20 protein-coding genes are annotated in these 23,098 nt (G+C 68.0%); 11 read left to right on the top strand and 9 right to left on the bottom strand.

Annotated elements, in window-relative coordinates; all coding sequences use genetic code 11:
• The 3 genes from BLQ77_RS03940 to BLQ77_RS03930 all read right to left on the bottom strand — a co-directional run bounded on the left by BLQ77_RS03940 (position 1) and on the right by BLQ77_RS03930 (position 2,204).
• Positions 1-585 carry an HNH endonuclease gene (locus BLQ77_RS03940; RefSeq protein WP_008885098.1) on the bottom strand — a complete coding sequence of 195 codons (585 nt, stop codon included), beginning with the start codon at positions 583-585 and terminating at the stop codon, positions 1-3.
• A gap of 199 nt (positions 586-784) precedes the next feature.
• Positions 785-1,672, bottom strand: a complete 888-nt coding sequence (locus BLQ77_RS03935) for a serine hydrolase domain-containing protein (protein ID WP_089955638.1) — start codon at positions 1,670-1,672, stop codon at positions 785-787.
• Between the two features lie 133 nt (positions 1,673-1,805).
• Positions 1,806-2,204, bottom strand: coding sequence for a hypothetical protein (locus BLQ77_RS03930; protein ID WP_008883803.1), 399 nt, complete (start codon positions 2,202-2,204; stop codon positions 1,806-1,808).
• Between the two features lie 141 nt (positions 2,205-2,345).
• On the opposite strand from BLQ77_RS03930, the gene BLQ77_RS03925 reads away from it, so the two are divergent.
• On the top strand, positions 2,346-2,615 hold the full coding sequence (locus BLQ77_RS03925; RefSeq protein ID WP_089955635.1) for an I78 family peptidase inhibitor: 270 nt from the start codon (positions 2,346-2,348) through the stop codon (positions 2,613-2,615).
• Between the two features lie 57 nt (positions 2,616-2,672).
• On the opposite strand, the gene uvrB is transcribed toward BLQ77_RS03925, so the two are convergent.
• Complete coding sequence (gene uvrB, locus BLQ77_RS03920) at positions 2,673-4,871, bottom strand: excinuclease ABC subunit UvrB (RefSeq protein WP_008885552.1); 2,199 nt, start codon at positions 4,869-4,871, stop codon at positions 2,673-2,675.
• Positions 4,872-5,301: 430 nt separating this feature from the next.
• On the opposite strand from uvrB, the gene BLQ77_RS03915 reads away from it, so the two are divergent.
• Positions 5,302-5,613, top strand: a complete 312-nt coding sequence (locus BLQ77_RS03915; RefSeq protein ID WP_008885810.1) for an ETC complex I subunit — start codon at positions 5,302-5,304, stop codon at positions 5,611-5,613.
• Between the two features lie 120 nt (positions 5,614-5,733).
• Positions 5,734-6,873 (top strand): N-acetylglucosamine-6-phosphate deacetylase, encoded by a 1,140-nt coding sequence (gene nagA / locus BLQ77_RS03910; protein WP_089955633.1) that lies wholly within the window; start codon positions 5,734-5,736, stop codon positions 6,871-6,873.
• Positions 6,874-6,985: 112 nt separating this feature from the next.
• Here nagA and BLQ77_RS03905 read toward each other — a convergent pair whose 3' ends face one another.
• From BLQ77_RS03905 to BLQ77_RS03890, 4 genes are all read right to left on the bottom strand, one after another.
• Complete coding sequence (locus BLQ77_RS03905) at positions 6,986-8,368, bottom strand: aspartate aminotransferase family protein (protein WP_008884557.1); 1,383 nt, start codon at positions 8,366-8,368, stop codon at positions 6,986-6,988.
• Positions 8,369-8,501: 133 nt separating this feature from the next.
• Positions 8,502-9,785 carry an ArgE/DapE family deacylase gene (locus BLQ77_RS03900; RefSeq protein ID WP_089955631.1) on the bottom strand — a complete coding sequence of 428 codons (1,284 nt, stop codon included), beginning with the start codon at positions 9,783-9,785 and terminating at the stop codon, positions 8,502-8,504.
• The gene (locus BLQ77_RS03895; RefSeq protein ID WP_089955628.1) at positions 9,782-10,810 is read right to left on the bottom strand and encodes a histone deacetylase family protein; all 1,029 of its coding nucleotides are present in this window, start codon (positions 10,808-10,810) and stop codon (positions 9,782-9,784) included. Before BLQ77_RS03895 ends, BLQ77_RS03900 begins: the two co-directional genes overlap by 4 nt.
• A complete protein-coding gene (locus BLQ77_RS03890; protein ID WP_008885117.1) occupies positions 10,807-11,508 on the bottom strand; it encodes a GntR family transcriptional regulator in 702 nt (233 codons plus the stop codon). The genes BLQ77_RS03895 and BLQ77_RS03890 overlap by 4 nt, the downstream gene beginning before the upstream one ends.
• Before the next feature lie 130 nt (positions 11,509-11,638).
• Between BLQ77_RS03890 and BLQ77_RS03885 the strand changes: the two genes are divergently transcribed.
• The 8 genes from BLQ77_RS03885 (at position 11,639) to BLQ77_RS03850 (ending at position 21,571) form a co-directional block, all read left to right on the top strand.
• Complete coding sequence (locus tag BLQ77_RS03885; protein WP_008885002.1) at positions 11,639-12,409, top strand: class II aldolase/adducin family protein; 771 nt, start codon at positions 11,639-11,641, stop codon at positions 12,407-12,409.
• Between the two features lie 105 nt (positions 12,410-12,514).
• Positions 12,515-14,062, top strand: a complete 1,548-nt coding sequence (locus BLQ77_RS03880; protein ID WP_008886071.1) for an ABC transporter substrate-binding protein — start codon at positions 12,515-12,517, stop codon at positions 14,060-14,062.
• Between the two features lie 72 nt (positions 14,063-14,134).
• Positions 14,135-15,112 carry an ABC transporter permease gene (locus tag BLQ77_RS03875; protein WP_008884052.1) on the top strand — a complete coding sequence of 326 codons (978 nt, stop codon included), beginning with the start codon at positions 14,135-14,137 and terminating at the stop codon, positions 15,110-15,112.
• 3 nt (positions 15,113-15,115) lie between these two features.
• Positions 15,116-15,949 (top strand): ABC transporter permease, encoded by an 834-nt coding sequence (locus BLQ77_RS03870; protein WP_089955626.1) that lies wholly within the window; start codon positions 15,116-15,118, stop codon positions 15,947-15,949.
• Complete coding sequence (locus tag BLQ77_RS03865; RefSeq protein WP_089955622.1) at positions 15,946-17,565, top strand: ABC transporter ATP-binding protein; 1,620 nt, start codon at positions 15,946-15,948, stop codon at positions 17,563-17,565. The genes BLQ77_RS03870 and BLQ77_RS03865 overlap by 4 nt, the downstream gene beginning before the upstream one ends.
• The gene (locus BLQ77_RS03860; protein ID WP_089955619.1) at positions 17,562-18,467 is read left to right on the top strand and encodes a 2-hydroxyacid dehydrogenase; all 906 of its coding nucleotides are present in this window, start codon (positions 17,562-17,564) and stop codon (positions 18,465-18,467) included. Before BLQ77_RS03865 ends, BLQ77_RS03860 begins: the two co-directional genes overlap by 4 nt.
• A 36-nt stretch (positions 18,468-18,503) precedes the next feature.
• Positions 18,504-19,898 (top strand): amidase family protein, encoded by a 1,395-nt coding sequence (locus BLQ77_RS03855; RefSeq protein WP_089955616.1) that lies wholly within the window; start codon positions 18,504-18,506, stop codon positions 19,896-19,898.
• A gap of 380 nt (positions 19,899-20,278) precedes the next feature.
• Positions 20,279-21,571 (top strand): DEAD/DEAH box helicase, encoded by a 1,293-nt coding sequence (locus tag BLQ77_RS03850; protein ID WP_008886161.1) that lies wholly within the window; start codon positions 20,279-20,281, stop codon positions 21,569-21,571.
• A 153-nt stretch (positions 21,572-21,724) separates the two neighbouring features.
• Here the strand turns inward: BLQ77_RS03850 and BLQ77_RS03845 are convergent, their stop codons facing one another.
• Positions 21,725-23,098 (bottom strand): L-serine ammonia-lyase, encoded by a 1,374-nt coding sequence (locus BLQ77_RS03845; RefSeq protein ID WP_089955613.1) that lies wholly within the window; start codon positions 23,096-23,098, stop codon positions 21,725-21,727.

The raw sequence follows: 23,098 nt of genomic DNA, 5'->3' as shown, positions 1-23,098 counted from the left end.
TCAGGCCTCGAGTTCGGCGTCCCAGTAGAGGAAGTCGAGCCAGCTGTCGTGCAGGTGGTTGGGCGGGAACTTGCGGCCCACGTCCATGAGCTCGGAGGCGCCGGGCTGGCGCGGGATCTTGCGCAGCGACATGTTCACCTGACGCAGCGATTTCGAGCCCTTCCGGAGATTGCAGGGGGCACAGGCGGCGACGACGTTCTCCCACGAGGTGATGCCGCCCGAGGCCCGGGGCACCACGTGGTCGAAGGTCAGATCGTCCTTGGATCCGCAATACTGGCAGCGGAATTCGTCCCTCAGAAAAAGATTGAAGCGCGTGAATGCCACGCGCTTCCTCGGTTTCACGTAATCTTTCAGCACCACGACGCTCGGGATCTTGAGCGTCATCGAGGGGCTTCGGACCTCCTCGTCGTATTCGGCGATGATGTCGACCCTGTCGAGGAAGGCCGCCTTCACCGCTTCCTGCCAGGGCCAGAGGGATAGCGGATAATAGGAGAGCGGTCTGTAGTCCGCGTTCAGGACCAGCGCTGGATAGTGTTTCAGCGACGAGGGTTCCCTGACGAAATGTTTTCTGAAATCGCCATCCATTGAGTGACTCGCTTCCTGCTCTGTCTGCCCGTTCCGAAGCACCAGAGCGGGACGCCCCGCCCCAGCCTGAAATCACTATATCTCGCGTTTACTCTCTGGCAAGCTTCGCAACATGGTGTGGTCACGTCTTCTCTAGCGCGCCCACGTAAAGCTCATATGACAGGCGTTACGAAGTGGTTAGCGATGCGTCCGGGTGGGGTTAGCGCAGGACGGCGAGGCGGACGGCCTCGAACTCGGTCCGGCCCTCGCCCTGACCCTCGGCAAAGCAGGCGACGGTGACCGGCTCGGGGGCGTCGGGGAAGTGGCTGACGGAGTTCACGCAGAAGGGCCCGCCACCGGCATGGCCGACCACCCGTCCGGCGGGTCCGGCGCGCCCGATCATCAGCCCCAGCCCGTAGCCGTGCGTGGTCCAGGGCCGTCCGGGAAGGGCGCCGCCGAGCCGGTGCTCGCGCTGCATCTCGCGCTGTTGCGCGGCAGAAAGCAGGGGGCCGGTCATCAGCCCGTGCAGCAGCCGGGCCGCGTCGCGGGCGGTGCCCACAAGGCAGCCGTGGTAGACCCAGCCCGGATGATAGCGCCGCGCACCGGGCCAGCAGATGGTCGCGAACTCTTCCCGGGTGGTCGCGAGGATCACGCTCCCGAGCCCGAGCGGCCCCGCAATCCGCTCGCGCACCAGCGTGGCGAGATCGGTGCCTGTCGCTGTCTCGAGCGCCTCGCGCGCCAGCATGTAGCCGAGGTTGGAATAGGACCACCCGTCGCCCGGAGCAAAGAGCCGGCCCTGCGCCATCGTCCGCCCGGCGAGCAGGTCGCGCGGCCACGGGTCCTCGTCGGCGGCGACGGCGGCATGGTAGCTCGGGAGCGTGCCGTAATCCGGCAGCCCCGCCGTGTGGTCGAGAAGCTGGCGCAGGCTGTGGGGCGCGTCCCCGAGGCGCCCATCGAGCGTGACCTTGCCCTCGGCGGCGAGTTGCAGGGCAAGCGCCGCGATCACGGTCTTGGTGAAGCTCCAGTAGGGGAAGACCAGCGACGGGTCGCCGAAAGCGGTCTCGCCGCTGGCAGAGATCCGGTGCGCGGGAAGCGGGGTCGGGGACATGCGGGACGGTCCGGGGGCGTGACAGGGGGAGCCTAGGCGGGGTGCCTGATCCCGGTTTTGCGAACGAGATGCGCTTTCGGCTGAGCCAGTGCATCTCGGCAATTGGGGCGCAGCAGCCCGTCCCGGCGTTGGGTCACGTCGGCGCCTCGGCCTCTTCGGGATAGAGCGCGCGGCATTGCGCGACGTCGCGTTGGGCGTTGGTGCGCAGCGAGGGGATGGCCCTGGCGAGCTCGGCGTCGCGGGCCTGCAGCGCGGCCTTGTCGACCGGCACGCGTCGGGTCACCGGCTGGGTGTCGTTGTCCCAGCAATAGGACATGAAGCCGCCCCGGGTGCGGCAGGGCACGTAGCGCGAACGGGTCTCGAACTCGGTCTTGTAGGTATAGCCGCGGGCAAGATCCTTGGCGATGCGCTCTCGCTCCTGCACGGCCGAGCGCCACGGACCGGAGGCATCGCTGATGCAACGCTCCTGCGGGGTGCCGCAGGCAGCGAGCACCAGAAGGCCGAGCAGGGGAATCGCGAAGGCGTTGCGCATGGTCAATAGTTTATCCCCAGCGAAGCGCCTGTCGAGTCCCTCGACGTCGCAGGAAGGGTGGTGGCGCGCACCAATCGCCGTATCATCGCGGCAGGAAACCGTTGCCGGCGCCCGGCGCGGTGCAAGATAAGAGGACATGTCATGACCGCCATCCACCGAGTTTCCGCCGCCGCCCTGCTGCTTGGCCTGCTCGCCGCCTGCGAGCCCGAGATGGTCGAAGAGGCCGGCGCCTGCAGCCCCGAACGGTTCACCCCGCTGATCGGCTCCAACATCGCCGCCGTGACGCTGCCCGCCGACGCCAACATTCGCGTGCTGGCCCCCAACTCGGTCATGACGATGGACTTCAACCCCACGCGGGTGAACATCAAGCACGACGCCGAAGGGGTGATCACCGAGGTCACCTGCGGCTGACGTTTCTGGCGATCCCTGCGGCACCCCGGATCGGAAGTGCCGCAGGGGTCGCAGACCTTACCGCTTCCGCCGCTTTACGTTGCCGCCGCGCTGGCCGGGGCGGCCGGCGGTCGAGCGGCCGCGGGATTTGACGGCGGCCTCGGAGGCGGCGTCGACCGCCGATTGCCGCGCCAGCGGGTCGTCGTGGATGGCAAGGTCCACCGCCTCGAGCCGCTTGATCTCGTCGCGCAGGCGCGCGGCCTCCTCGAACTCGAGGTTCTCGGCCGCCTTGCGCATGTCGGTGCGCAGCCCGTCCAGCACCGCCTCGAGATTGCCGCCCGCGCGGCTGCTGTCGATGGTTGCCGTCACGCGGTTCATGTCGACGTCGCCCTGGTAGAGCCCCGCGAGGATGTCATCGACGTTCTTCTTCACGGTGGCGGGCGTGATGCCGTGTTCCTCGTTGTAGGCGACCTGCTTCTCGCGGCGGCGGTCGGTCTCGGCCATGGCGCGTTCCATCGAGCCGGTGATGCGGTCGGCGTACATGATGACGCGTCCCTCGGCGTTCCGCGCCGCCCGGCCGATGGTCTGGATCAGCGAGGTCTCGGAGCGCAGGAAGCCCTCCTTGTCGGCGTCGAGGATGGCCACCAGCCCGCATTCGGGAATGTCGAGGCCCTCGCGCAGCAGGTTGATGCCGATCAGCACGTCGAAGGCTCCGAGCCGCAGGTCGCGCAGGATCTCGATGCGCTCGATGGTGTCGATGTCCGAGTGCATGTAGCGCACCTTGATGCCCTGCTCGTGCAGGTACTCGGTCAGGTCCTCGGCCATGCGCTTGGTGAGCACGGTGCAGAGCGTGCGGAACCCGTCCTTTGTCACCTTGCGGATCTCGTCGAGCAGGTCGTCGACCTGCATCTCTACGGGGCGGATCTCGACCATCGGATCGAGCAGGCCGGTGGGGCGGATCACCTGCTCGGTGAAGACGCCGCCGGCCTCTTCCAGTTCCCACGCGGAGGGGGTGGCCGAGACGAAGACCGACTGCGGGCGCATCGCGTCCCATTCCTCGAACTTGAGCGGGCGGTTGTCCATGCACGACGGCAGGCGGAAACCGTGCTCGGCCAGCGTGAACTTGCGCCGGTAGTCGCCCCGGTACATGCCGCCGATCTGCGGGACGGTGACGTGGCTCTCGTCGGCGAAGACGATGGCGTTGTCGGGGATGAACTCGAACAGCGTGGGGGGCGGCTCGCCCGGCGCGCGGCCGGTGAGATAGCGCGAGTAGTTCTCGATGCCGTTGCACACCCCGGTGGCCTCGAGCATCTCGATGTCGAAATTGGTCCGCTGCTCCAGGCGCTGGGCCTCGAGCAGCTTGCCCTCGTTCACCAGCTGGTCGAGCCGCTGCCGCAGCTCCTTCTTGATCTGCACCACCGCCTGATTCATCGTGGGCTTCGGCGTCACGTAGTGCGAGTTCGCGTAGACCCGGATGCGCTCGAAACTGCCGGTCTTCTCCCCGGTGAGCGGGTCGAACTCGGTGATCGCCTCCAGCTCCTCGCCGAAGAACGACAGCTTCCACGCCCGGTCCTCGAGGTGGGCGGGCCAGATCTCGAGACTGTCGCCGCGCACCCGGAACGAGCCGCGCTGGAAGGCCTGGTCGTTGCGCCGGTACTGCTGCGCCACGAGATCCGCCATGATCTTGCGCATCTCGTATTCGCTGCCGACGTGCAGATCCTGGGTCATGGCGCCGTAGGTCTCGACCGAACCGATACCGTAGATGCAGGACACCGAGGCCACGATGATCACGTCGTCGCGTTCGAGCAGCGAGCGGGTGGCCGAGTGGCGCATCCGGTCGATCTGCTCGTTGATCTGGCTTTCCTTCTCGATATAGGTGTCCGACCGCGCCACATAGGCCTCGGGCTGGTAATAGTCGTAGTAGCTGACGAAATACTCGACCGAGTTGTCCGGGAAGAAGCCCTTGAACTCGCCGTAGAGCTGGGCCGCCAGCGTCTTGTTGGGCGCGAGAATGATGGCCGGACGCTGAGTCTCCTCGATCACCTTGGCCATGGTGAAGGTCTTGCCCGTGCCGGTCGCCCCCAGCAGCACCTGGTTGCGCTCGCCGTCGCGCACCCCGGACGACAGCTCGGCGATGGCGGTGGGCTGATCGCCCGCCGCGGTGAACTCGGTGTGCATGACGAAGCGCTTGCCGCCCTCGAGCTTCTCGCGCGTCTTCACGTCAGGCGCGGGCGCGTGCATCATCGGCTGCGTCTTGTCGGAATGGGCGTAAGGCATGTGGGAGGCTCCTCGGGGCAGGCCCTGTCAGAATTGTTGCCGCGGGCCCGAGATTCAAGAGCCTCTTGCCGAACGCGGGCTGCCCGAAAAAACTGCAGCCCGGCGGGCGCGGCGCTTCTGTCGCGTAAGCTTCTGTTTAAGCGTGAAATTCCCGTCGAGTCCTCATCCCTGGCGGGTGCAGTGCGCCGTCGCGGTCCTATTTTCCCTTTGATGAAAGATCAGTTTTGGACATACCTTTTAGCGGCAAGCAGCTGGCCCGGCCGACCGGAGGGCACGACACCACCCCTCGCTCCCCTGTGCTGTCGGGACGACCGGGCCCTGCTTGCACCAGCGCAACCGTGCCGCGGAAAATCGCGCCGATTTCCGCCTGATCCCTTGCCCTGTTTCCGCAAATCCCCGATAACGCTTCGTGATCTTCAGGAGGGATTCCATGCGCGCACGGATCTACCAGCCGGCCAGGACCGCAATGTCGTCGGGCCAGGGCAAGACCAAGTTCTGGTTCCTCGAGTTCGCCGCCAGCTCCCCGCGCGAAGTCGATCCGCTGATGGGCTGGACCTCGTCCTCGGACACCCAGTCGCAGGTACGGCTGAAGTTCGACAGCAAGGAGGCCGCGCTCGACTACGCCCGCGAGAACGGGATCGAGGCGACCGTGCAGGAACCCCACAAGCGCAAGACGAACGTCCGCCCGCGCGGCTACGCCGAGAACTTCGCGGTCGATCGCCGCGGCGCCTGGACGCACTGAGCCCTCACCGACAGGGCGCAGGGCGGTCCGCGCCTGCGACGCGGTCCCGTGCCACAAGCCAGTCGTAGCGATCCGGTCGCCGCACCCCGCGGCGTGGCCGGTGTCGGAAAGGTGGCCGCCATGACAGAACAGATCCGGACCTTCGTCGGGGGAGACATCTTCGACGGCCAGCGCACCCTCACTGACCATGCCCTGCGGATGCTGGGGGCGAAGGTGCTGGCACTGGCGCCCCGCGCGGAACTGGCGACCGAGGGCACCGTCACCGACCTCGGCGGCGACCTGCTGGCGCCGGGCTATGTCGACCTTCAGGTCAACGGCGGCGGCGGGGTGATGGTCAACGACGGCCCGAACCCCGGGGACCTTCGCCGCATCGCCGCCGCCCACCGGGGCCTTGGGGCCACCACCATCCTGCCCACGCTGATCACCGACACCTACCAGCACAGCCGCGACGCCATCGAGGCGGTGCGCGCGGCGCTCGCCGCGGGTGTGCCGGGGATCGGCGGGCTGCATCTCGAGGGCCCGCACCTGTCGCTGGCGCGCAAGGGCGCCCATGACGGCCGGCTGGTGCGCCGGATGGAGCGGCGCGACCTCGACATGCTCTGCGCCGCCGCCGCCGACCTGCCGGTGCTGATGGTGACCATCGCCCCCGAAAGCGTGAGCCCCGACCAGGTGGCCGAGCTTGCCGGGGCAGGGGCGCTGGTGTCGCTCGGCCACACGGACGCCGATTACGACACCTGCATGGACTACCTCGAGGCCGGCGCGCGCTGCGTCACCCATCTCTTCAACGCCATGAGCCAGATGGACAAGCGCGAGCCGGGGCTCGTGGGGGCGGCGCTCTCCGAAACGGGCCTCGCGGCAGGGATTATCGCCGACGGCGAACACGTCCACCCGGCGGCGATGCGCATCGCGCTGGGCGCCCGTCCCGAGGGCATCTTCCTCGTCACCGACGCCATGGCGGTCGCGGGAACCGGGGACCGGAGCTTCCGGCTGAACGGGCGCGAGATCCGCCGCTGCGACGGGCGGCTGGTGCTGGCCGACGGCACGCTCGCGGGCGCGGATCTCGATCTCACGCGGGCGGTGAACGTGCTGGTGGCGGATGTGGGGATCGCGCTGGACCGTGCGCTCGCCATGGCGACTTCGGTTCCGGCAAGACTGGCGGGGCTGCCCGAGGGCATCGGCGCGCTGCGGCCCGGCGCCGAGAGCACGCTCATCCGGCTGGCGAAACGCCCCGACGGGCTGGAGCTGCAAGGGGTCCTCTGACCCGCTTCTCCACGAGGGAAGGCCCCGTGCCCTTCCAATGGCTTCAAATATCCCGGGGGACCGGGGGCAGAGCCCCCGGTCCTGTCTTCAGGGTCAGAGCACCGTCAGGCGCTCAGAGCATGCCTTCCGACTTGGCCCACTCCAGCGCCCGGTCGAGCGCACGCCCGAAGCGGGCAAGGATCTCGGTGATGTCGTCCTCGGTCACGATCAGCGGCGGGCAGAAGGCCACGGTCTCGTAGACGTTGCGCACGATCAGGCCTTCCTCGGCGCAGAGCGCGACGACCTTCGCGGCCATGGAACCCGCGGGCTCGAAGGCCTCGCGCTTTTCGCGGTCCTTGGCAAGCTCGACGCCGGCGATGAGGCCGACGCCGCGCACTTCGCCCACCAGCGGGTGATCGGCGAACTTGCGCAGACCCGCCTGGAACATCGGCTCCAGACGCTCGGCGTTGCCCATCAGATCCTTCTCTTCGATGATCTTCAGGTTCTCGAGACCCACGGCGCAGGCGACGGGGTGGCCCGAGCCGGTGAAGCCGTGGCCGAAGGTGCCGAGCTTGGCGGTGTTGTCTGCGATGGCGTTGTAGACCTTGTCGTTCACCACGATGGCGGCGAGCGGCATGTAGGACGAGGTGAGCTGCTTCGAGGTCACGAGGATGTCGGGAGTGAAGCCGAAGCGCTCGCAGCCGAAGGGCTTGCCGGTCCGGCCGAAGCCGTTGATGACCTCGTCCGCCACCAGCAGGATGTCGTACTTGGCGCAGATTTCCGCGACGCCGGGCCAGTAGCCCTCGGGCGGCACCATGACACCGCCGGCGCCCATCACGGGCTCACCGATGAAGGCGCCGATGGTCTCGGGGCCTTCGGCGATGATGGTGTCCTCGAGCTCCTTCAGCAGGCGCGCGGTGAACTCTTCTTCGGTCTCGCCTTCCTCGGCGAACTTCCAGTAGTGCGGCGTGGTCAGGTGGGTGACCGGGATCGCCGGAAGGTCGAAGTCCTTCTGGTTCGCCGGCAGGCCGGTGAGCGAGCCCGACGCGATGGTGATGCCGTGGTAGGCCTTGTTGCGCGACAGGAACTTCTTCTTCTCCGGGCGGCCAAGGCCGTTGTTGAGGAACCAGACCATCTTGACGACGGTGTCGTTGGCTTCCGAGCCGGAGTTGGTGAAGAACACCTTGTTGAGCCCCTCGGGGGTCATCTCGACGAGCTTCTCGGCCAGACGGATCGACGGCTCGTGCGACTTGTGCGCGAAGGTGTGGTAGTAGGGCAGCTTCTTGAGCTGCTCGTAGGCGGCATCGGCGAGACGGGTCTCCGAGAAGCCCACCGCAACCGACCACAGGCCTGCCAGTGCCTCGATGTATTCCTTGCCCTCGGTGTCATAGACCTTGGCGCCGTCGCCATGGCTCATGATCATCGGACCCTTTTCCTCATGCAGGCGCATGTTGGTGTAGGGGTGCATCGTGTAGGCGATGTCGGCGGCGTGAAGCGAATTCGGACGCTGGTTCATTTGGGATCCCTTGTTGGCTGTCGGGCCCGCGCGGGCCCGGGGTTTCGGTTCGGGGAAGGGCCATGGGAGACTCGGGTCCCCGTTGGCGGCAAGTCTAAGTGCAGTTGGCGGGAAAGGTCACGTGAGAATTTGATCAAATCTCCTCCAGCCCGCACCATTCGGCGATAAAGAGCGCAATCGTGCCCGTCACGCGCTTCACCGACGACAGCTTCACGCGCTCGTCGAAGCCGTGGATCGCTTCGGAGTAGGGGCCGTAGACGAGGCAGGGTGTCTCGCCGTAGATCACGAAGACCCGGCCATCGAGATAGCCCGGCGTCACGAAGCTCTCGAGCGGCTTGGCATAGCTCGACATGTGGGCGCGGGCGAGGGTCTCCTCGGCCTCGGTGCCCTCTTCAAGCATGTAGCCCTCGGCGAAGAAGCCGTTGAAGATGACCTGCGGCGGGTTGTTGGCCAGGAACGGGATGCCGTCCGACACGCGGCGCAGGTGGTCCTCGATCTCGCGGGCGGCATCGGCGGCCCTGATGCCGGGATAAAGCGCGATGCGGCAGTCGAATTCGCACCATGCCGGCACCGACGAGGCCCAGTCGCCGCCCGCGATCTTGCCCACGTTGAAGTTGATCGGGTGGTCGAGCTCTTCGAAGTAGCGGTGGTCGCCCTTCTGGTCGTTCCACGCGGCCTCGAGCGCGCGCAGCCCCTTGATCAGCTCGTAGGCGGCCTCGATGGCGTTGGCGCCGGAGCCCGCCTCGCGCACGTGCACGGGCACGCCCTGCACCCGGACGCGGAACCACAGCACGCCGGTGTTGGCGCGCACCAGCTTGTCGTCCTCGGGCTCGGGGATGATCGCGGCGTCGGCGTTGTAGCCGCGCAGCAGCGCCGCGAGCGCGCCGTTGCCGGTGCATTCCTCCTCGACCACCGACTGCTGGTAGACGGTGGCGGCGGGCCGGTAGCCGAGGCGCTTCAGCGCGTCCACGGCATAGATGTTGGCGGCGATCCCGGCCTTCATGTCGGCGATGCCGCGGCCATAGAGCCAGTCACCGTCGCGGCGCGGCTCGAAGGGGGGCGAGGACCACATGTCGAGCGGCCCCTCGGGCACCACGTCCACGTGGCCGTTCAGCACCAGTGACTTGCCCTTCTCCTCGCGCGGGCGCAGCGTGCCCACGACGTTGATGGCGTTGGAATAGTCGACCTCGACCGGCGAGAAGCCGGGGTGATGCCTGATGTCGTCGACCTCGATGGTCCAGCGGTCCATCGCGTAGCCGCGCTTCTTCAGCTCGTCGTGCAGGAAATCCTGCGCCGTCGCTTCCTGCCCGCGCAGCGAGGGGTAGCGGCCGAGCGCCTCGGTGAAGTCGATCTGCTCCTCGAAGCCCTCTTCGACGGCGGCGAGGATCTTCTGGGTAAGCTCCGGCGACAGGCTCATGCGTCGCGGCCCAGGAAGCCGTTCATGAACGACACCAGCGAGGTGGTCAGGTCCTCGGAGAGGTAGCCGCCTTCCTGCACGATCACCGTGGGGTAGCCCGCCGCGGCGATCATCTCGCCGGCCCGGCGGAAGCCGTCCCAGCTGATCTGCATCCCCATGAGCGGGTCCTTCTCGTGCGCGTCGAGCCCGAGGCTCAGCATCAGGGCGCCGGGCTCGAAGGAGGCGATGGCGCGCAGCCCCTCGGCGATGGTCTCGAGCCAGGCCTCGTCGGTGGTGGTGCGGGGCAGGGGGAAGTTGACGTTGTGGCCTTCGCCCGCGCCGCTGCCGGACTCGTGCGCGTAGCCCACGAAGAACGGGTAGTAGCTCGTCGGGTCGGCGTGGACCGAGACGGTCAGCACATCGGCGCGGTCGTAGAAGATCGCCTGCGTGCCGTTGCCGTGGTGCACGTCGATGTCGAGCGTCGCCACCTTGTCGTGCTGTGTGCGCAGGCGGGCGGCGGCGATGGCGGAGTTGTTCATCATGCAGTGACCGGCGGCCATGTCGGCCGAGGTGTGGTGCCCGGCGGGACGGCAGAGCGCGTAGGCGACGCGGTCGCCCGCGAGCACCGCGTCGGCGGCCGCCACGGCGCAATCGGCAGCGCGGCGGGCGGCGGTCCAGGTGTGCTCGCCGATCGGGGCCGAGGTGTCGCCCATGTGCCAGCCGGCCTTGCCCACGACGCTCTCGGGGTAGGTGGCAAAGCTGCGCTGGGCGAAGACGTTGGGCACCACCTCGGGGCCGCAGTTGGGCAGCTTCTGCCACTCGTCCCAGGCGGTCTCGAGGAAGTCGAGGAACGCGGGCGTGTGCACCGCCTCGAGCGCGTCGCGCGACGCCTGGGCCGGCTCGATGGTGGCGAGGCCGAGCTCGTCAAGCCCCGCCTTCAGCAGTTTCGCGCGCTCGGCCTGCTCGGCGTTGCGGAGGATCTTGCCGTGAGTGAGGCGAAAGACCGGGTCATGAAGGTCGGTCTCGGGGGCGTAGAAGCATTTCATTCGTCGGATCCGTCTTCCAGTTTGCGGAACTGCTCGGTGACCAGCAGTCGCGCGACATCGAGGTGAAAATGCATGGCCTCGACGGCCACGCGCTCGTCGCCGCCGCGCAGCGCGTCGAGAATGGGGACGTGGGTGTCGGCCAGCCGGTGGGCATCGTCGTAGAGCTTGCCGATCAGCATGATGGTGAGCTCAGTCTCGAGCGCGATCTGCTCGAACACGCCGAGGAAGCGGGGGTTGCCCGAGCCCGCGCAGATCAGCCGGTGGAACTGCATGTCCGCCTCGACCTGGGTCAGCATGTCGTGGCCGGGCCCGGCCACCCGGTGCAGCTCCTGGATCTGGGCCTCGAGCGCCGCTTCGGTGTCGCCCAGCCCCTCGCGGATCAGGCGGCGGATGGCGGCGGTCTCGATGATGATGCGCAGCTCGTAGAGGTTGTCGAGCTCCTCGGCCGAGAACTTGCGCACGAAGAAGCCGCGGTTTGGCAGGTAGGTGACCAGCCCCGAGTTCTCGAGCAGTCGCGCCGCCTCGCGCACCGGCGCCCGGCTGACGCCGAGCTGCCGCGCCACGACCGATTCGGAGAGCCGCTCGCCGGGTGTCAGCTGGCCGGACACGATGGCCTTGCTCAGTCGTCGCGCGACGCGCTGGACAAGCCCCTCGCGGTCGAGGGGTGCAAAGCCTTCGTTTGCGTCGGAGTGATCCATAAAAACCATCACGGGGAGTGCAACTTTGAAGTCAGGCTAATTGTCTTTCTGCCGATTGTCGACAATCGACTTGACCAAAGATGCAAAATTGTCCTTCCTTTCGACACCCGACAGCAGAAGGACGACTCTCATGCCCGACGGCGCGATGACGGACACGGTGGCGCAGCTTCGGCGCGATCTCGCGGCGGCCTACCGGCTGATTGCCCACTACGGGATGGACGACAGCATCTACACGCACATCTCGGCGCGCATGCCCGACGGCCCCGACGGCGAGAAGCGGTTTCTGCTCAACCCCTACGGCCTGCGCTTCGACGAGGTCACGGCCTCGAACCTCGTCACCATCGACGAGACCGGCGCTGTGGTGGACGATCCCTACGGGGCAGGGGTGAACGCCGCGGGCTTCACCATCCACTCGGCGGTGCACATGGCCCGTCATGACGCGGTCTGCGTGCTGCACACCCACACGGTGGCGGGTGTCGCGGTCTCGTCGATCAAGGAGGGGCTGCTGCCGCTCAACCAGTGGTCGGCGCAGTTTTACGACCGCATTGCCTTCCACGACTACGAGGGCATCGCACTGAACCTCGCCGAGCGCGAGCGCATCGTGGCCGACCTCGGCGACAAGTTCGTCATGCTGCTGCGCAACCACGGTACGCTGCTGCTCGGCCGTTCGGTGGCCGAGGCGCTGAAGCTGGCGCTGAACCTCGAGCGCTCGTGCAAGGCGCAGGTCGCGGCGCTGGGCATGGGGCTCACGCCGGTCGTGCTGCCGCACGAGGTCGCCGAGCACACCGCGAAGCAATACGCCCGCGCCTATGACAAGGACGCCGAGACCGGCCGCGCCGACCCGGAGTGGGATGCCTTCCTGCGCCAGCTCGACAAGGTGGCGCCGGGCTACAAGGACTGAACCCAGGATTTCGCGTCTCGTCCACGGGGGGCGGGGCGCGTCACGACAAATCTGCGACAAGACAGATGTCAGCCAATCACCAGAACCATAATCGACAGGGAAGCCATGAAACATCTCAAAGCGACAACGTTCCTTATTGCCGCGGCTCTCGCGGCGCCTCTCGCCGCGCAGGAAGCCGGCGGGCGCCTCGACATCGTCGTGCAGCCCGAGCCGCCTTCGCTCATGCTGGGCCTCGTCCAGAACGGGCCCACGCAGCTTGTCGCGGGCGACATCTACGAAGGCCTGCTGCAATACAACACCGACCTCGACCCACAGCCGCTGCTGGCGGAAAGCTGGGAGATCTCCGAGGACGGTCTCACCTACACCTTCCACCTGCGCGACGGCGTGACCTGGCACGACGGCGAGCCCTTCACCGCCGATGACGTGGTGTTCTCGGCCGACGTCTTCCTGCGCGAGACCCACGCCCGCCTGCGCTCGTCGCTGGCCTATGTCGAGAGCATCACCGCGCCGGATCCGCTCACCGTGGTGTTCCAGCTCAAGGAGCCCTTCGGCCCGTTCATCTCGGTCTTCGAGACCGGGACCATGCCGATGGTGCCCAAGCACATCTACGAAGGTACCGATTTCGCCACCAACGAGATGAACGCCACGCCGATCGGCACCGGCCCGTTCAAGTTCGAGGCCTGGGAGAAGGGCAGCTTCATCCACCTCGTGAAGAACGAGGACTACTACGTCGACGGTCTGCCCTATCTCGACGAGGTCTACTATCGGGTGATCCCCGACGCCGCCTCGCGCGCGGTGGCCTTCGAGACCGGCGAAGTCGACGTGCTGCCCGGCGGCTCGGTCGAGAACTGGGACGTGCCGCGCCTGACCGAGATGGAGGGCGTGTGCTCGACCGGCTCGGGCTGGGAATTCTTCGCGCCGCACGCCTGGATGTGGCTCAACAACCGCGAGGGGCCGACCTCGGACGTGCGTTTCCGCCAGGCGGTGATGTACGCGATGGACCGCAACTTCCAGCGCGACGTGGTGTGGAACGGCTTCGGCACCGTGGCCACCGGCCCGGTCTCGTCCAAGACCAACTTCTACTCGGACGACGTCACGATCTACGACTACAACCCCGACAAGGCCAAGGAGCTGCTCGAGGAGATGGGCTATGACGGCGAGGCCGTGCGCCTGCTGCCGCTGCCCTACGGCGAGACCTGGCAGCGCTGGGCCGAGGCCATCCGCCAGAACCTCACCGAGGTCGGCATCAACGTCGAGATCGACAGCACCGACGTCGCCGGCTGGAACGAGAAGACGTCCCAGTGGGACTACGACATGGCCTTCACCTACCTCTACCAGTACGGCGATCCGGCGCTTGGCGTGTCGCGGAACTACACCTCTGACCAGATCAGCAAGGGCAGCCCTTGGAACAACGTCGAGGGCTACGAGAACCCCGAGCTCGACGAGAAGTGGTTCTCTGCCGCGACGATGATCTCGCCCGAGGACAGGCAGACCGCCTACAACGAGATCCAGAAGGAGATCGTCGATGACGTGCCGGTGGCCTGGCTGCTCGAGCTCGAGTTCCCGACCATCTACCGTTGCGACATCAAAGACCTCGTGACCACCGGCATCGGCGTGAACGACGGTCCGCGCAACGCCTGGATCGAGAAGTAACAGAGCCGGTCGGGCGGGCCCCTCGGGCCTGCCCGGCCTCCCCTGACGACCCAATCTGAGGGAGCGACCGGCATGTCCGTTTTCGTCGCCATCCTGTCGCGGCTTGCGAAAGCCGCGCTGACGCTGCTTGCCATCGCGGTTCTGAACTTCTGCCTGCTGCACGCGGCCCCCGGCGATCCCGCCGTGGTGCTCGCGGGCGAGGCGGGCGCCGCCGACGAGCAGATGATCGCCCAGCTGCGCGAGCGCTTCGGCCTCGACCAGCCCTTCTACATCCAGCTCGCGAAATACGTGGGCGGTGTGGCCCAGCTCGACCTCGGCTACTCGTTCCGCCAGAACGCCCCGGTAATCGACCTGATCGCCGAGCGCCTACCCGCGACGCTGCTGCTCACGCTCACCGCCTTCGTCATCTCGCTGGTGCTCGGCATCGCGCTTGGCGTCGCCGCCGCCGCGAGGGTGGGCAAGCCGCAGGACAGCCTGCTGACCACGCTGGCGCTGCTGTTCTACGCGACACCGCTCTACTGGGCGGCGCTGATGGCGGTGCTGGTGTTCTCGGTCTGGCTCGGCTGGCTGCCCGGCTTCGGCTACGAGACCGTGGGCGCCGACTACACCGGCCTCGCGCGCGTCATCGACATTCTCAAGCACCTGATCCTGCCGGCCCTCACGCTGGGGCTGTTCTTCATGGCGGTCTACATGCGCATGACGCGGGCCTCGATGCTCGAGGTCTCGACCGCCGACTTCGTCAAGACCGCCAAGGCCAAGGGTCTTTCGGGGCGGGTCATCCGTCGCCGCCACATCCTGCGCAACGCCATCCTTCCGGTGGTGACGCTGGCGGGCCTGCAGGCGGGCCAGCTGGTGGGTGGCGCGGTGCTGACCGAGACCGTCTTCGCCTGGCCCGGCATCGGGCGGCTGATGTTCGAGAGCCTCGCCGCGCGCGACTACAACACCATCCTCGGCGTGTTCCTCGTCTCCGCCGCCATGGTGATCCTGTTCAACATCGTGACCGACATCGTCTACCGCCTTGTCGACCCACGCATCGGCGCGAGGGCCTGAGCCATGTGGAAACGCTTCCGGAGCAATATCGGCGCGGTGATCGGCGTCGTCCTGCTGGTGCTGGTGATCGCCATCGCCATCTTCGCCCCGCTTATCTTCGCCAACTCGCCCTGGCAGATGGTACAGCGGCCCTTCCTTGCACCCTTTGCCATGGACGGGCTGCCGCTCGGCACCGACACGCTGGGCCGCGACGTGGCGGCCCAGCTCGCCTACGGCGCGCGGGTGTCGCTGCTGGTGGGGCTCGTCTCTACGCTGGTGGCGCTGCTGATCGGCGTGCCGCTGGGCGCGCTGGCCGGCTTCTACGGCGGCTACGTCGATGAAGGCGCCATGCGCTTCACAGAGTTCTTCCAGACCATCCCCAACTTCGCGCTGGCCATCGTGCTGGTGGCGATCTTCGAGCCGACGCTGGCCTCGATCACGCTGGCCATCGCCATCGTCTCGTGGCCGCCGGTGGCACGCCTCGTGCGGGCCGAGGTCATGTCGGTGCGCAAGCGCGAATTCGTCGACGCCGCGACCCTCGCGGGCCTGTCGAAGCCACGCATCCTCGTGCGGCAGGTGCTGCCCAACACGGTCTCGCCGATCATCGTCATGGCCTCGCTCATGGTGGCGACGGCGATCCTTCTGGAAAGCTCGCTCTCGTTCCTCGGCCTAGGCGATCCCAACGCCATGAGCTGGGGCTACATGATCGGTGCCGCGCGCACCGTCATCCGTTCGAGCTGGTGGCTGAGTTTCTTCCCGGGCGTGGCGATCATCATCACCGTTCTCGCGCTGAACCTCATCGGCGAAGGACTCAACGATGCACTGAATCCGCACCTCTCCCGAAAGGGCAAGGCATGAGCACGACACTGACCATCGAGCACCTCTCCATCGGCCTGCCCGAGGGCGCCGACCGGCCCTTCGCGGTCGAGGACGTGAGCTTCGCCATCGACAAGGGCGAGATCCTCTGCGTCGTGGGCGAATCCGGCTCCGGCAAGTCGATGACCGCCAACGCGCTGATGGGGCTGCTGCCCCCCGGCGTGACGGTCAAGGCGGGCCGCGCCATGTTCGAGGCGCGCGACGTGCTGCGCCTTCCGGAAAGCGAGAAGCAGGCGCTGCGCGGCGCGCAGGTCGCGATGATCTTCCAGGAGCCGATGACGGCGCTGAACCCGCTGATGCGGATCGGCGACCAGATCGCCGAGGTCTTCGCCGCCCACGACCGCTACACCCAGTCGGAACGGCGCGAACGGGCACTGGAGCTGATCCGCGAGGTGCAGCTGCCGGACCCCGAGAAGATCATCCGCGCCTATCCCTTCCAGCTGTCCGGCGGGCAGCGGCAGCGGGCGATGATCGCCATGGCGCTGGCGCTGGAGCCGAAGCTCCTGATCGCGGATGAGCCCACCACGGCGCTCGACGTGACGACGCAGGCGCAGATCCTGAAGCTGATCCTCGACCTGCGCGAGCGGCGGGGCATGGCGGTGATGTTCATCACCCACGACTTCGGCGTGGTGGCGGAGATCGCCGACCAGGTCATCGTCATGCGCGAGGGCAAGGTGGTCGAGCGTGGCGCCGCGGCAACCGTGCTCAACGACCCGCAGCACGACTACACCCGGCGCCTGCTCGACGCGATCCCGACCGGGCGGCTGCCCGAGGCGCGCGCGCTGTCCGAGACGCCCGCGCTCGAGATCAAGGGGCTGCGCAAGGTCTATCGCACCGGCGGCGGCTTCTTCCGTCCGGTGCGCGAGGTGCGGGCGGTGGACGACGTGTCGCTCTCGGTGGCGCGCGGCGAGGTGCTGGGCCTCGTGGGCGAGTCGGGTTCGGGCAAGTCGACGCTGGGCCGCACCGCGGTGCGGCTGGTGACGCCGGACGGCGGGCAGGTGCTTGTGGGCGGCACCGACCTTGCGGCGCTCTCGGACGAAGAGCTGCGCAAGCAGCGCCACAAGGTGCAGATGGTCTTCCAGGATCCCTACGCCTCGCTCAACCCGCGCCAGCGCATCATGGGCGCGATCACCGACGGCCCGATCACCCGCGGTGTGCCCCGCAAGCAGGCCGAGGCCCGTGCCCGCGAACTGCTCGAGATCGTGGGACTCGGGGCCGATGCGGCGCAGCGTTTCCCGCATGAATTCTCGGGAGGGCAGCGCCAACGTATCGGAATTGCCCGCGCTTTGGCCATGGACCCCGAACTGATCATCGCGGATGAGGCAGTTTCGGCTCTCGACGTCTCTATCCAGGCCCAGGTGCTGGACCTCCTGCGGGAGCTGCGCGAGAAGATGGAGCTGTCGATCCTCTTCATCACCCACGATCTGAGGGTGGCGGCCCAGCTGTGCGACCGTATCGCGGTGATGCAGAAGGGCCGGTTGGTCGAGATCGGCACCGTGCATGACATCTTCCTGCGCCCTCAGCAGGAATACACGCGAAAGCTTCTGGCGGCCGTGCCGGGGGCCGACTGGGAACAACAAAGGACTGCCACCGTATGACCCGCATTCTAGGCGTCGTGAGCGACTCTCGACTCGAACTGGGAGAGCGATACATCCCGCTTTTCGAGAAGGTCGCGCCCGAGCTCGATCTGCGACGCCCCGACGAGATCGCCAACCCGGCGGAGGTGCAGTTCATGTTCACCTTCCTGCCGGCGGCCGATGCCTTCACCCCCTATCCCAACCTGCGCGCCGTCTTCGGCGCGGGGGCGGGAGTGGATGCCATCGAGGCCTGCCCCTCGCTGCCCAAGGGGCTGCCGATCTTCCGGGTCGAGGATGCCGATCAGGCCCAGCAGATGGCGGGCTTCAGCGTCTTCCATGTCCTCTGGCACCACCGCGAGATGGCGAGCTGGTTCGAGGCACGTGGGCGGCAGGACTATCAGCGCAAGCTCTACGGCATCTCTCCGCTGGAAAAGCGTATCGGCGTCATGGGCTTCGGTCACATGGGGCAGGCCATCGCGCGCGGCCTGACGGCGCTCGGCTACCCGGTGGCGAGCTATTCCCGCCGCGCGCCCGAGCCGATGCCGGGCGTGACGCATTACACCGCCGACGGGCTCGACGACTTCCTTGCCCAGAGCGACATCCTGATCAACGTGCTGCCGCTCACCGCGCAGACGCAAGGGATGATCGGCGCCGAGCTGATGGCGAAGCTGCCGCAGGGCGCCGCGATCATCCACATCGGGCGGGGCGGGCAGGTGGACGAGACCGCGCTGGTCGAGGCCATCGACAGCGGCCACCTCTCGGGCGCCTCGGTGGACGTGTTCGAGACCGAGCCGCTGCCGCAGGGCCACCCGTTCTGGTCCCACCCCAGGATCTTCATCACGCCGCATGTCGCCAGCATTCCCGTGCCCGAAAACGTCGTCCTCGCCATCCGCGCGCGCATGCTCGACCTGCAGCCGGCCTGATCCCGTATTTCCCGTCTTCTCGAAAGTCCCCCTGAAATGAGCACCGATCCGAACACCCTTTCCGCGCGCGAGCTCGCCGCGCGCATCCGCCGTGGCGAGCTGAAGGCCGCCGACGTCATCCGCGACACGCTCGACCGCGTGGCCAGGCTAAACCCGCAGGTGAATGCCATCGTGCAGGATTGCAGCGAGGACGCCATGGGCGAGGCCGAGGCGCTGGACGCCCGCATCGCCCGTGGCGAGCAGATCGGCGCGCTGGCAGGCGTGCCGGTGACCATCAAGGTACTGTCGGACCAGAAGGGCTATGCCTCGACCAACAGCTGCCGGATCTTCGAGAACGTCGTGGCGACGCAGGACAACCCGTTCCTGCGCCACATGCGCCAGCACGACGCCATCGCCATCGGGCGCACCAACACGCCCGCCTTCTCGTACCGCTGGTTCACCACCAACAACTTCTACGGCGAGACCAGGAACCCGCATAACCCGGCGCTGACCGCCGGCGGATCGTCGGGCGGGGCAGGGGCCGCGGTGGCGACCGGCATGGGCCACATCGCCCACGGCACCGATATCGCGGGCTCGATCCGCTACCCCGCCTATGCCTGCGGCGTGCAGGGGCTGCGCCCGACGCTGGGGCGGGTGCCGACGTTCAACCACTCCTCGCCCGACCGGGGCATCGGGCCGCAGATCATGGCGGTCTCGGGCCCCATCGCGCGCCGGGTCGACGACCTGCGCCTCGGGCTCGAAGGCATGGCGGGCTACGCCGCGGACGATCCCTGGAGCGCGCCGGTGCCGCTCGAGGGGCCGCGCTACCGGCGCCGCGTGGCGCTGGTGAAGCGTCCGGGCGGCATCGACACCGACCCGCGCATCCTCGACGATCTCGAGCGTGCCGCGAACATCTTCCGCCTCGCGGGGTGGGAGGTCGACGAGCCCTCCGAGATCCCCGAGATCCGCGAGGCAGTGGAGCTGCAGATCGACCTCTGGCTCTCGGACGGCCACGCCGACAAGATGGCCGCAGCGCAGGCCGAGGGCGATCCCGGCGCCATCGCGCTGCTCTCGCATTACGCCGCGCGCGCCGCGGCGGTGGACGTGAAGCGCTTCAGCGAGGTGTTCATGCGCCGCTCGGCGCTGATCCGGGCGTGGCGCGGCTTCCTGCAGGACTACCCGGTGGTGCTGATGCCGGTCTCGGCGGATCTGCCGTTCAGGCAGGACGCGGATCTCGAGGGCGGCGACGCCGTCGCGCGGCTCTGGGAGGCGCAGCTTCCGCAGATCGCCATCCCGCTGCTGGCGCTGCCGGGCATCTCGATCTCGTCCGGGGTCATCGACGGCGTGCCCTCGGGGGTGCAGCTCGTGACGGCGCCGTGGCGTGAGGACATCTGCTTCGAGGCGGGCGAGCTGCTCGAGCAGGGCTTCGGCGCCCCGGCGCTGGTGTCCTGAGGCGCAACCGGCCCGGGATTGCGGAAAATCAACGCCTGTCCGGCCCCGTCCCGGGGCGCGGGCGGGCGAAAGGGTCAATCATCGTGACGCACCGTGCTTGACTTGTGGACGGTTTTGCCCCACATGGGCGGTAACGCTGCGCTGCCGCGTGAACTAGCCGCGCCATGAACGATCGGTCCCGAACGACGGGACGGGTCGGGCGCAACAGCGTTGCCACCTAAAGGTTCCCCATCACGCAGGGTTCTGAACGCGACGGCCAGACGCGGCGGGAGACGCCCGCCTGTCCCGAGGCCGCGCGGCACCCTGTCCACACCGCCCTGCAAGGCGGGTGGCGCCATGCCGTGTCCCAAGCGGGGGCGCGGTTCCGCAAAGGATACTTCTTGTTCGATTTCGACATGCTCGGCCTCGCGCCGACCCTCTCCGACGCTCTGAAGCGCAACGGTTTCTCCGAACCCACCCCGATCCAGAACCAGGCCATTCCACTGGCGCTCGAAGGTCATGACGTGCTTGGCCTCGCCCAGACCGGCACCGGCAAGACGCTGGCCTTCGGCCTGCCGCTGATCGACGCGCTGCTGGCCCAGCCCGGCAAGCCCCTGCCCAAGACCGTCAAGGCGCTGGTGCTGGCCCCGACCCGCGAACTGGTGAACCAGATCGCCGAGAGCCTGCGCCAGCTGACCGAAGGCACCAAGCTGCGCGTCGGCACCGTCGTCGGCGGACAGTCGATCAACCGCCAGATCAACTTCCTGTCGCGCGGCACCGACATCCTCGTCGCCACGCCCGGCCGTCTCATCGACCTGATGGACCGCAAGTCCGTCGACCTGTCGCAGACCCGCCAGCTGGTGCTGGACGAGGCCGACCAGATGCTCGACCTGGGCTTCATCCACGCGCTGCGCAAGATCGCGCCCAAGCTCGGCACGCCGCGCCAGACCATGCTGTTCTCGGCCACCATGCCGAAGCAGATGGAAGAGCTCTCGGCCGCCTACCTGACCAACCCGCGCCGGGTGCAGGTCTCGCCTCCGGGCAAGGCCGCCGACAAGATCACCCAGTCGGTGCACTTCCTCGGCAAGGACGACAAGCCGCGCAAGCTGCGTGAGGTCCTGCGCCAGGACTTGGACGCGCTGACGCTGGTGTTCTCGCGCACCAAGCACGGCGCCGAGCGGCTGATGAAGGGACTCGTCGCCGACGGCTTCAACGCGGCCTCGATCCACGGCAACAAGAGCCAGGGCCAGCGCGACCGCGCCATCAAGGCGTTTCGCGACGGTGACATCAACGTGCTGGTGGCGACCGACGTCGCCGCGCGCGGCATCGACATTCCGGGCGTGGCCTACGTGGTGAACTACGACCTGCCCGAGGTGCCCGACAACTACGTCCACCGCATCGGCCGCACCGCGCGTGCCGGCCGCGAGGGCGAGGCCATCGCCTTCTGCGCTCCGGATGAGGCGGACCTGCTGCGCCAGATCCAGAGGCTGATGAAGATCGAGATCCCCGTGGCCTCGGGCGAGGCTCCCACGGCGCTGACCGAGGGCGGCGGCCAGAGCCGTCGTCGTGGTGGCGGCGGCGGTGGCGGTCGTGGCCGCGGCGGCCCCGGCAAGGGCGGCTTCAAGCCCGCCGCGCATGGCAAGCCCGGTGGCAGCGAGGGTCGTGGACGCCGTCCGCGCCGTCGCGCCGCCTGAGGCTGACATCGCCGCAGCGTCGCCCACGGGCGGCGCTGTTTGCTGACCGGCACGGCAGCGATACGAAAAGCGATACGAGAAAGACCGGCCCTCAATCGCCTTGGGGACCGGTCTTTTCATGTCGCGAGGCGAAGCGTTGAGCGGGCGTGGCGCTCAACAGTTGGGGACGTTGACCGCGAGCCCGCCGAGCGAGGTTTCCTTGTATTCCCGGGCCATGTCGCGCCCGGTTTGCCGCATGGTCTCGATGCAGGCGTCGAGCGGGACGAGGTGGGTGCCGTCGCCGCGCAGGCTCAGCGAGGCCGCCGACACCGCCTTGATTGCGCCGAGCCCGTTGCGCTCGATGCAGGGCACCTGCACCAGGCCTTTTACCGGGTCGCAGGTCATGCCGAGGTGATGCTCGAGCGCGATCTCGGCCGCGTTCTCGATCTGTGCGGGCGTGCCGCCCAGCACCGCGCAGAGCCCGGCCGCCGCCATCGCCGCGGCGCTGCCGACCTCGGCCTGGCATCCGGCCTCGGCGCCCGAGATCGAGGCGTTGTACTTCACCAGCCCGCCGATGGCGGCGGCGGTGAGCAGGAACTCGGGCACCCGGCTCGAATGCGCGCCCGGCACGAAATCCAGCCAGTAGCGGATCACCGCGGGCACCACGCCGGCGGCGCCGTTGGTGGGCGCGGTCACGACCTGGCCCATGGCGGCGTTCTCCTCGTTCACCGCCATGGCGTAGCAGCTCATCCAGTCGTTGATGACATGGGGCGCGGTGAGGTTGCGGCCGTATTCTTCCTTGAGCGCGTCATGAATGCCCTTGGCGCGGCGCTTCACCCGCAGCCCGCCCGGCAACTCGCCGTCCGAGGCCAGCCCGCGGTTGAGGCAGCCGTTCATGACCTCCCAGATCCGCTCGAGCCCCTCGTCTAGATGCGCCGCTGGACGGCGCGACAGCTCGTTGCGGCGCTTCATCTCGGCGATGCCCAGCCCTGATGCATTGGCCATCTCGAGCATCTCGGCGGCAGAGCGGAACGGGTAGGGGACGCGCGGCCCGTGGTCCACGTCATCGCCCGCCTCGAGCTCGGCCGCGGTCAGGACGAAGCCGCCGCCGACCGAGTAGTAGGTCTCGGACAGGATCACGTCGCCCTGCGCGTCGGTGGCGTGCAGCATCATGCCGTTGGCATGGCCGGGAAGGTTGTGCTCGTAGTCGAAGCGCAGGTCGGTGGCCGGGTCGAAGACCAGCGGCGGCAGCCCCTCGGGGGTCACCTGCTTTTCGGCGGCGATGCGCGCCATCTCGGTCTCGGCGGCCTCGGCCTCGTAGCCCTCGGGGGTGAACCCCGCGAGCCCGAGGATCGTGGCCCGGTCGGTCGCGTGGCCGACGCCGGTGAAGGCGAGCGAGCCGTGCAGCGACGCGCGCAGGCCATACGGCTCGAAGGGCGCGGCGCGCAGCGTGTCGAGGAAGCGCGCGGCGGCCACCATCGGCCCCATGGTGTGCGAGGATGACGGGCCGATGCCGATCTTGAACATGTCGAAGACGGAAAGGAACAT

It is taken from the genome of Salipiger thiooxidans, from assembly GCF_900102075.1.
GTDB classification, from domain to species: domain Bacteria; phylum Pseudomonadota; class Alphaproteobacteria; order Rhodobacterales; family Rhodobacteraceae; genus Salipiger; species Salipiger thiooxidans.
This window is presented reverse-complemented; position numbering and strand designations above follow the sequence as displayed.

Coding starts and splice junctions, on each gene's coding strand:
- BLQ77_RS03865 (WP_089955622.1), top strand. CDS start 15,946: ATGAGCACGACACTGACCATCGAGCACCTCTCCATCGGCCTGCCCGAG.
- BLQ77_RS03905 (WP_008884557.1), bottom strand. CDS start 8,368: ATGAACCAGCGTCCGAATTCGCTTCACGCCGCCGACATCGCCTACACG.
- uvrB (WP_008885552.1), bottom strand. CDS start 4,871: ATGCCTTACGCCCATTCCGACAAGACGCAGCCGATGATGCACGCGCCC.
- BLQ77_RS03900 (WP_089955631.1), bottom strand. CDS start 9,785: ATGAGCCTGTCGCCGGAGCTTACCCAGAAGATCCTCGCCGCCGTCGAA.
- BLQ77_RS03895 (WP_089955628.1), bottom strand. CDS start 10,810: ATGAAATGCTTCTACGCCCCCGAGACCGACCTTCATGACCCGGTCTTT.
- BLQ77_RS03885 (WP_008885002.1), top strand. CDS start 11,639: ATGCCCGACGGCGCGATGACGGACACGGTGGCGCAGCTTCGGCGCGAT.
- BLQ77_RS03890 (WP_008885117.1), bottom strand. CDS start 11,508: ATGGATCACTCCGACGCAAACGAAGGCTTTGCACCCCTCGACCGCGAG.
- BLQ77_RS03860 (WP_089955619.1), top strand. CDS start 17,562: ATGACCCGCATTCTAGGCGTCGTGAGCGACTCTCGACTCGAACTGGGA.
- BLQ77_RS03880 (WP_008886071.1), top strand. CDS start 12,515: ATGAAACATCTCAAAGCGACAACGTTCCTTATTGCCGCGGCTCTCGCG.
- BLQ77_RS03855 (WP_089955616.1), top strand. CDS start 18,504: ATGAGCACCGATCCGAACACCCTTTCCGCGCGCGAGCTCGCCGCGCGC.
- BLQ77_RS03870 (WP_089955626.1), top strand. CDS start 15,116: ATGTGGAAACGCTTCCGGAGCAATATCGGCGCGGTGATCGGCGTCGTC.
- nagA (WP_089955633.1), top strand. CDS start 5,734: ATGACAGAACAGATCCGGACCTTCGTCGGGGGAGACATCTTCGACGGC.
- BLQ77_RS03915 (WP_008885810.1), top strand. CDS start 5,302: ATGCGCGCACGGATCTACCAGCCGGCCAGGACCGCAATGTCGTCGGGC.
- BLQ77_RS03845 (WP_089955613.1), bottom strand. CDS start 23,098: ATGTTCCTTTCCGTCTTCGACATGTTCAAGATCGGCATCGGCCCGTCA.
- BLQ77_RS03940 (WP_008885098.1), bottom strand. CDS start 585: ATGGATGGCGATTTCAGAAAACATTTCGTCAGGGAACCCTCGTCGCTG.
- BLQ77_RS03935 (WP_089955638.1), bottom strand. CDS start 1,672: ATGTCCCCGACCCCGCTTCCCGCGCACCGGATCTCTGCCAGCGGCGAG.
- BLQ77_RS03930 (WP_008883803.1), bottom strand. CDS start 2,204: ATGCGCAACGCCTTCGCGATTCCCCTGCTCGGCCTTCTGGTGCTCGCT.
- BLQ77_RS03875 (WP_008884052.1), top strand. CDS start 14,135: ATGTCCGTTTTCGTCGCCATCCTGTCGCGGCTTGCGAAAGCCGCGCTG.
- BLQ77_RS03925 (WP_089955635.1), top strand. CDS start 2,346: ATGACCGCCATCCACCGAGTTTCCGCCGCCGCCCTGCTGCTTGGCCTG.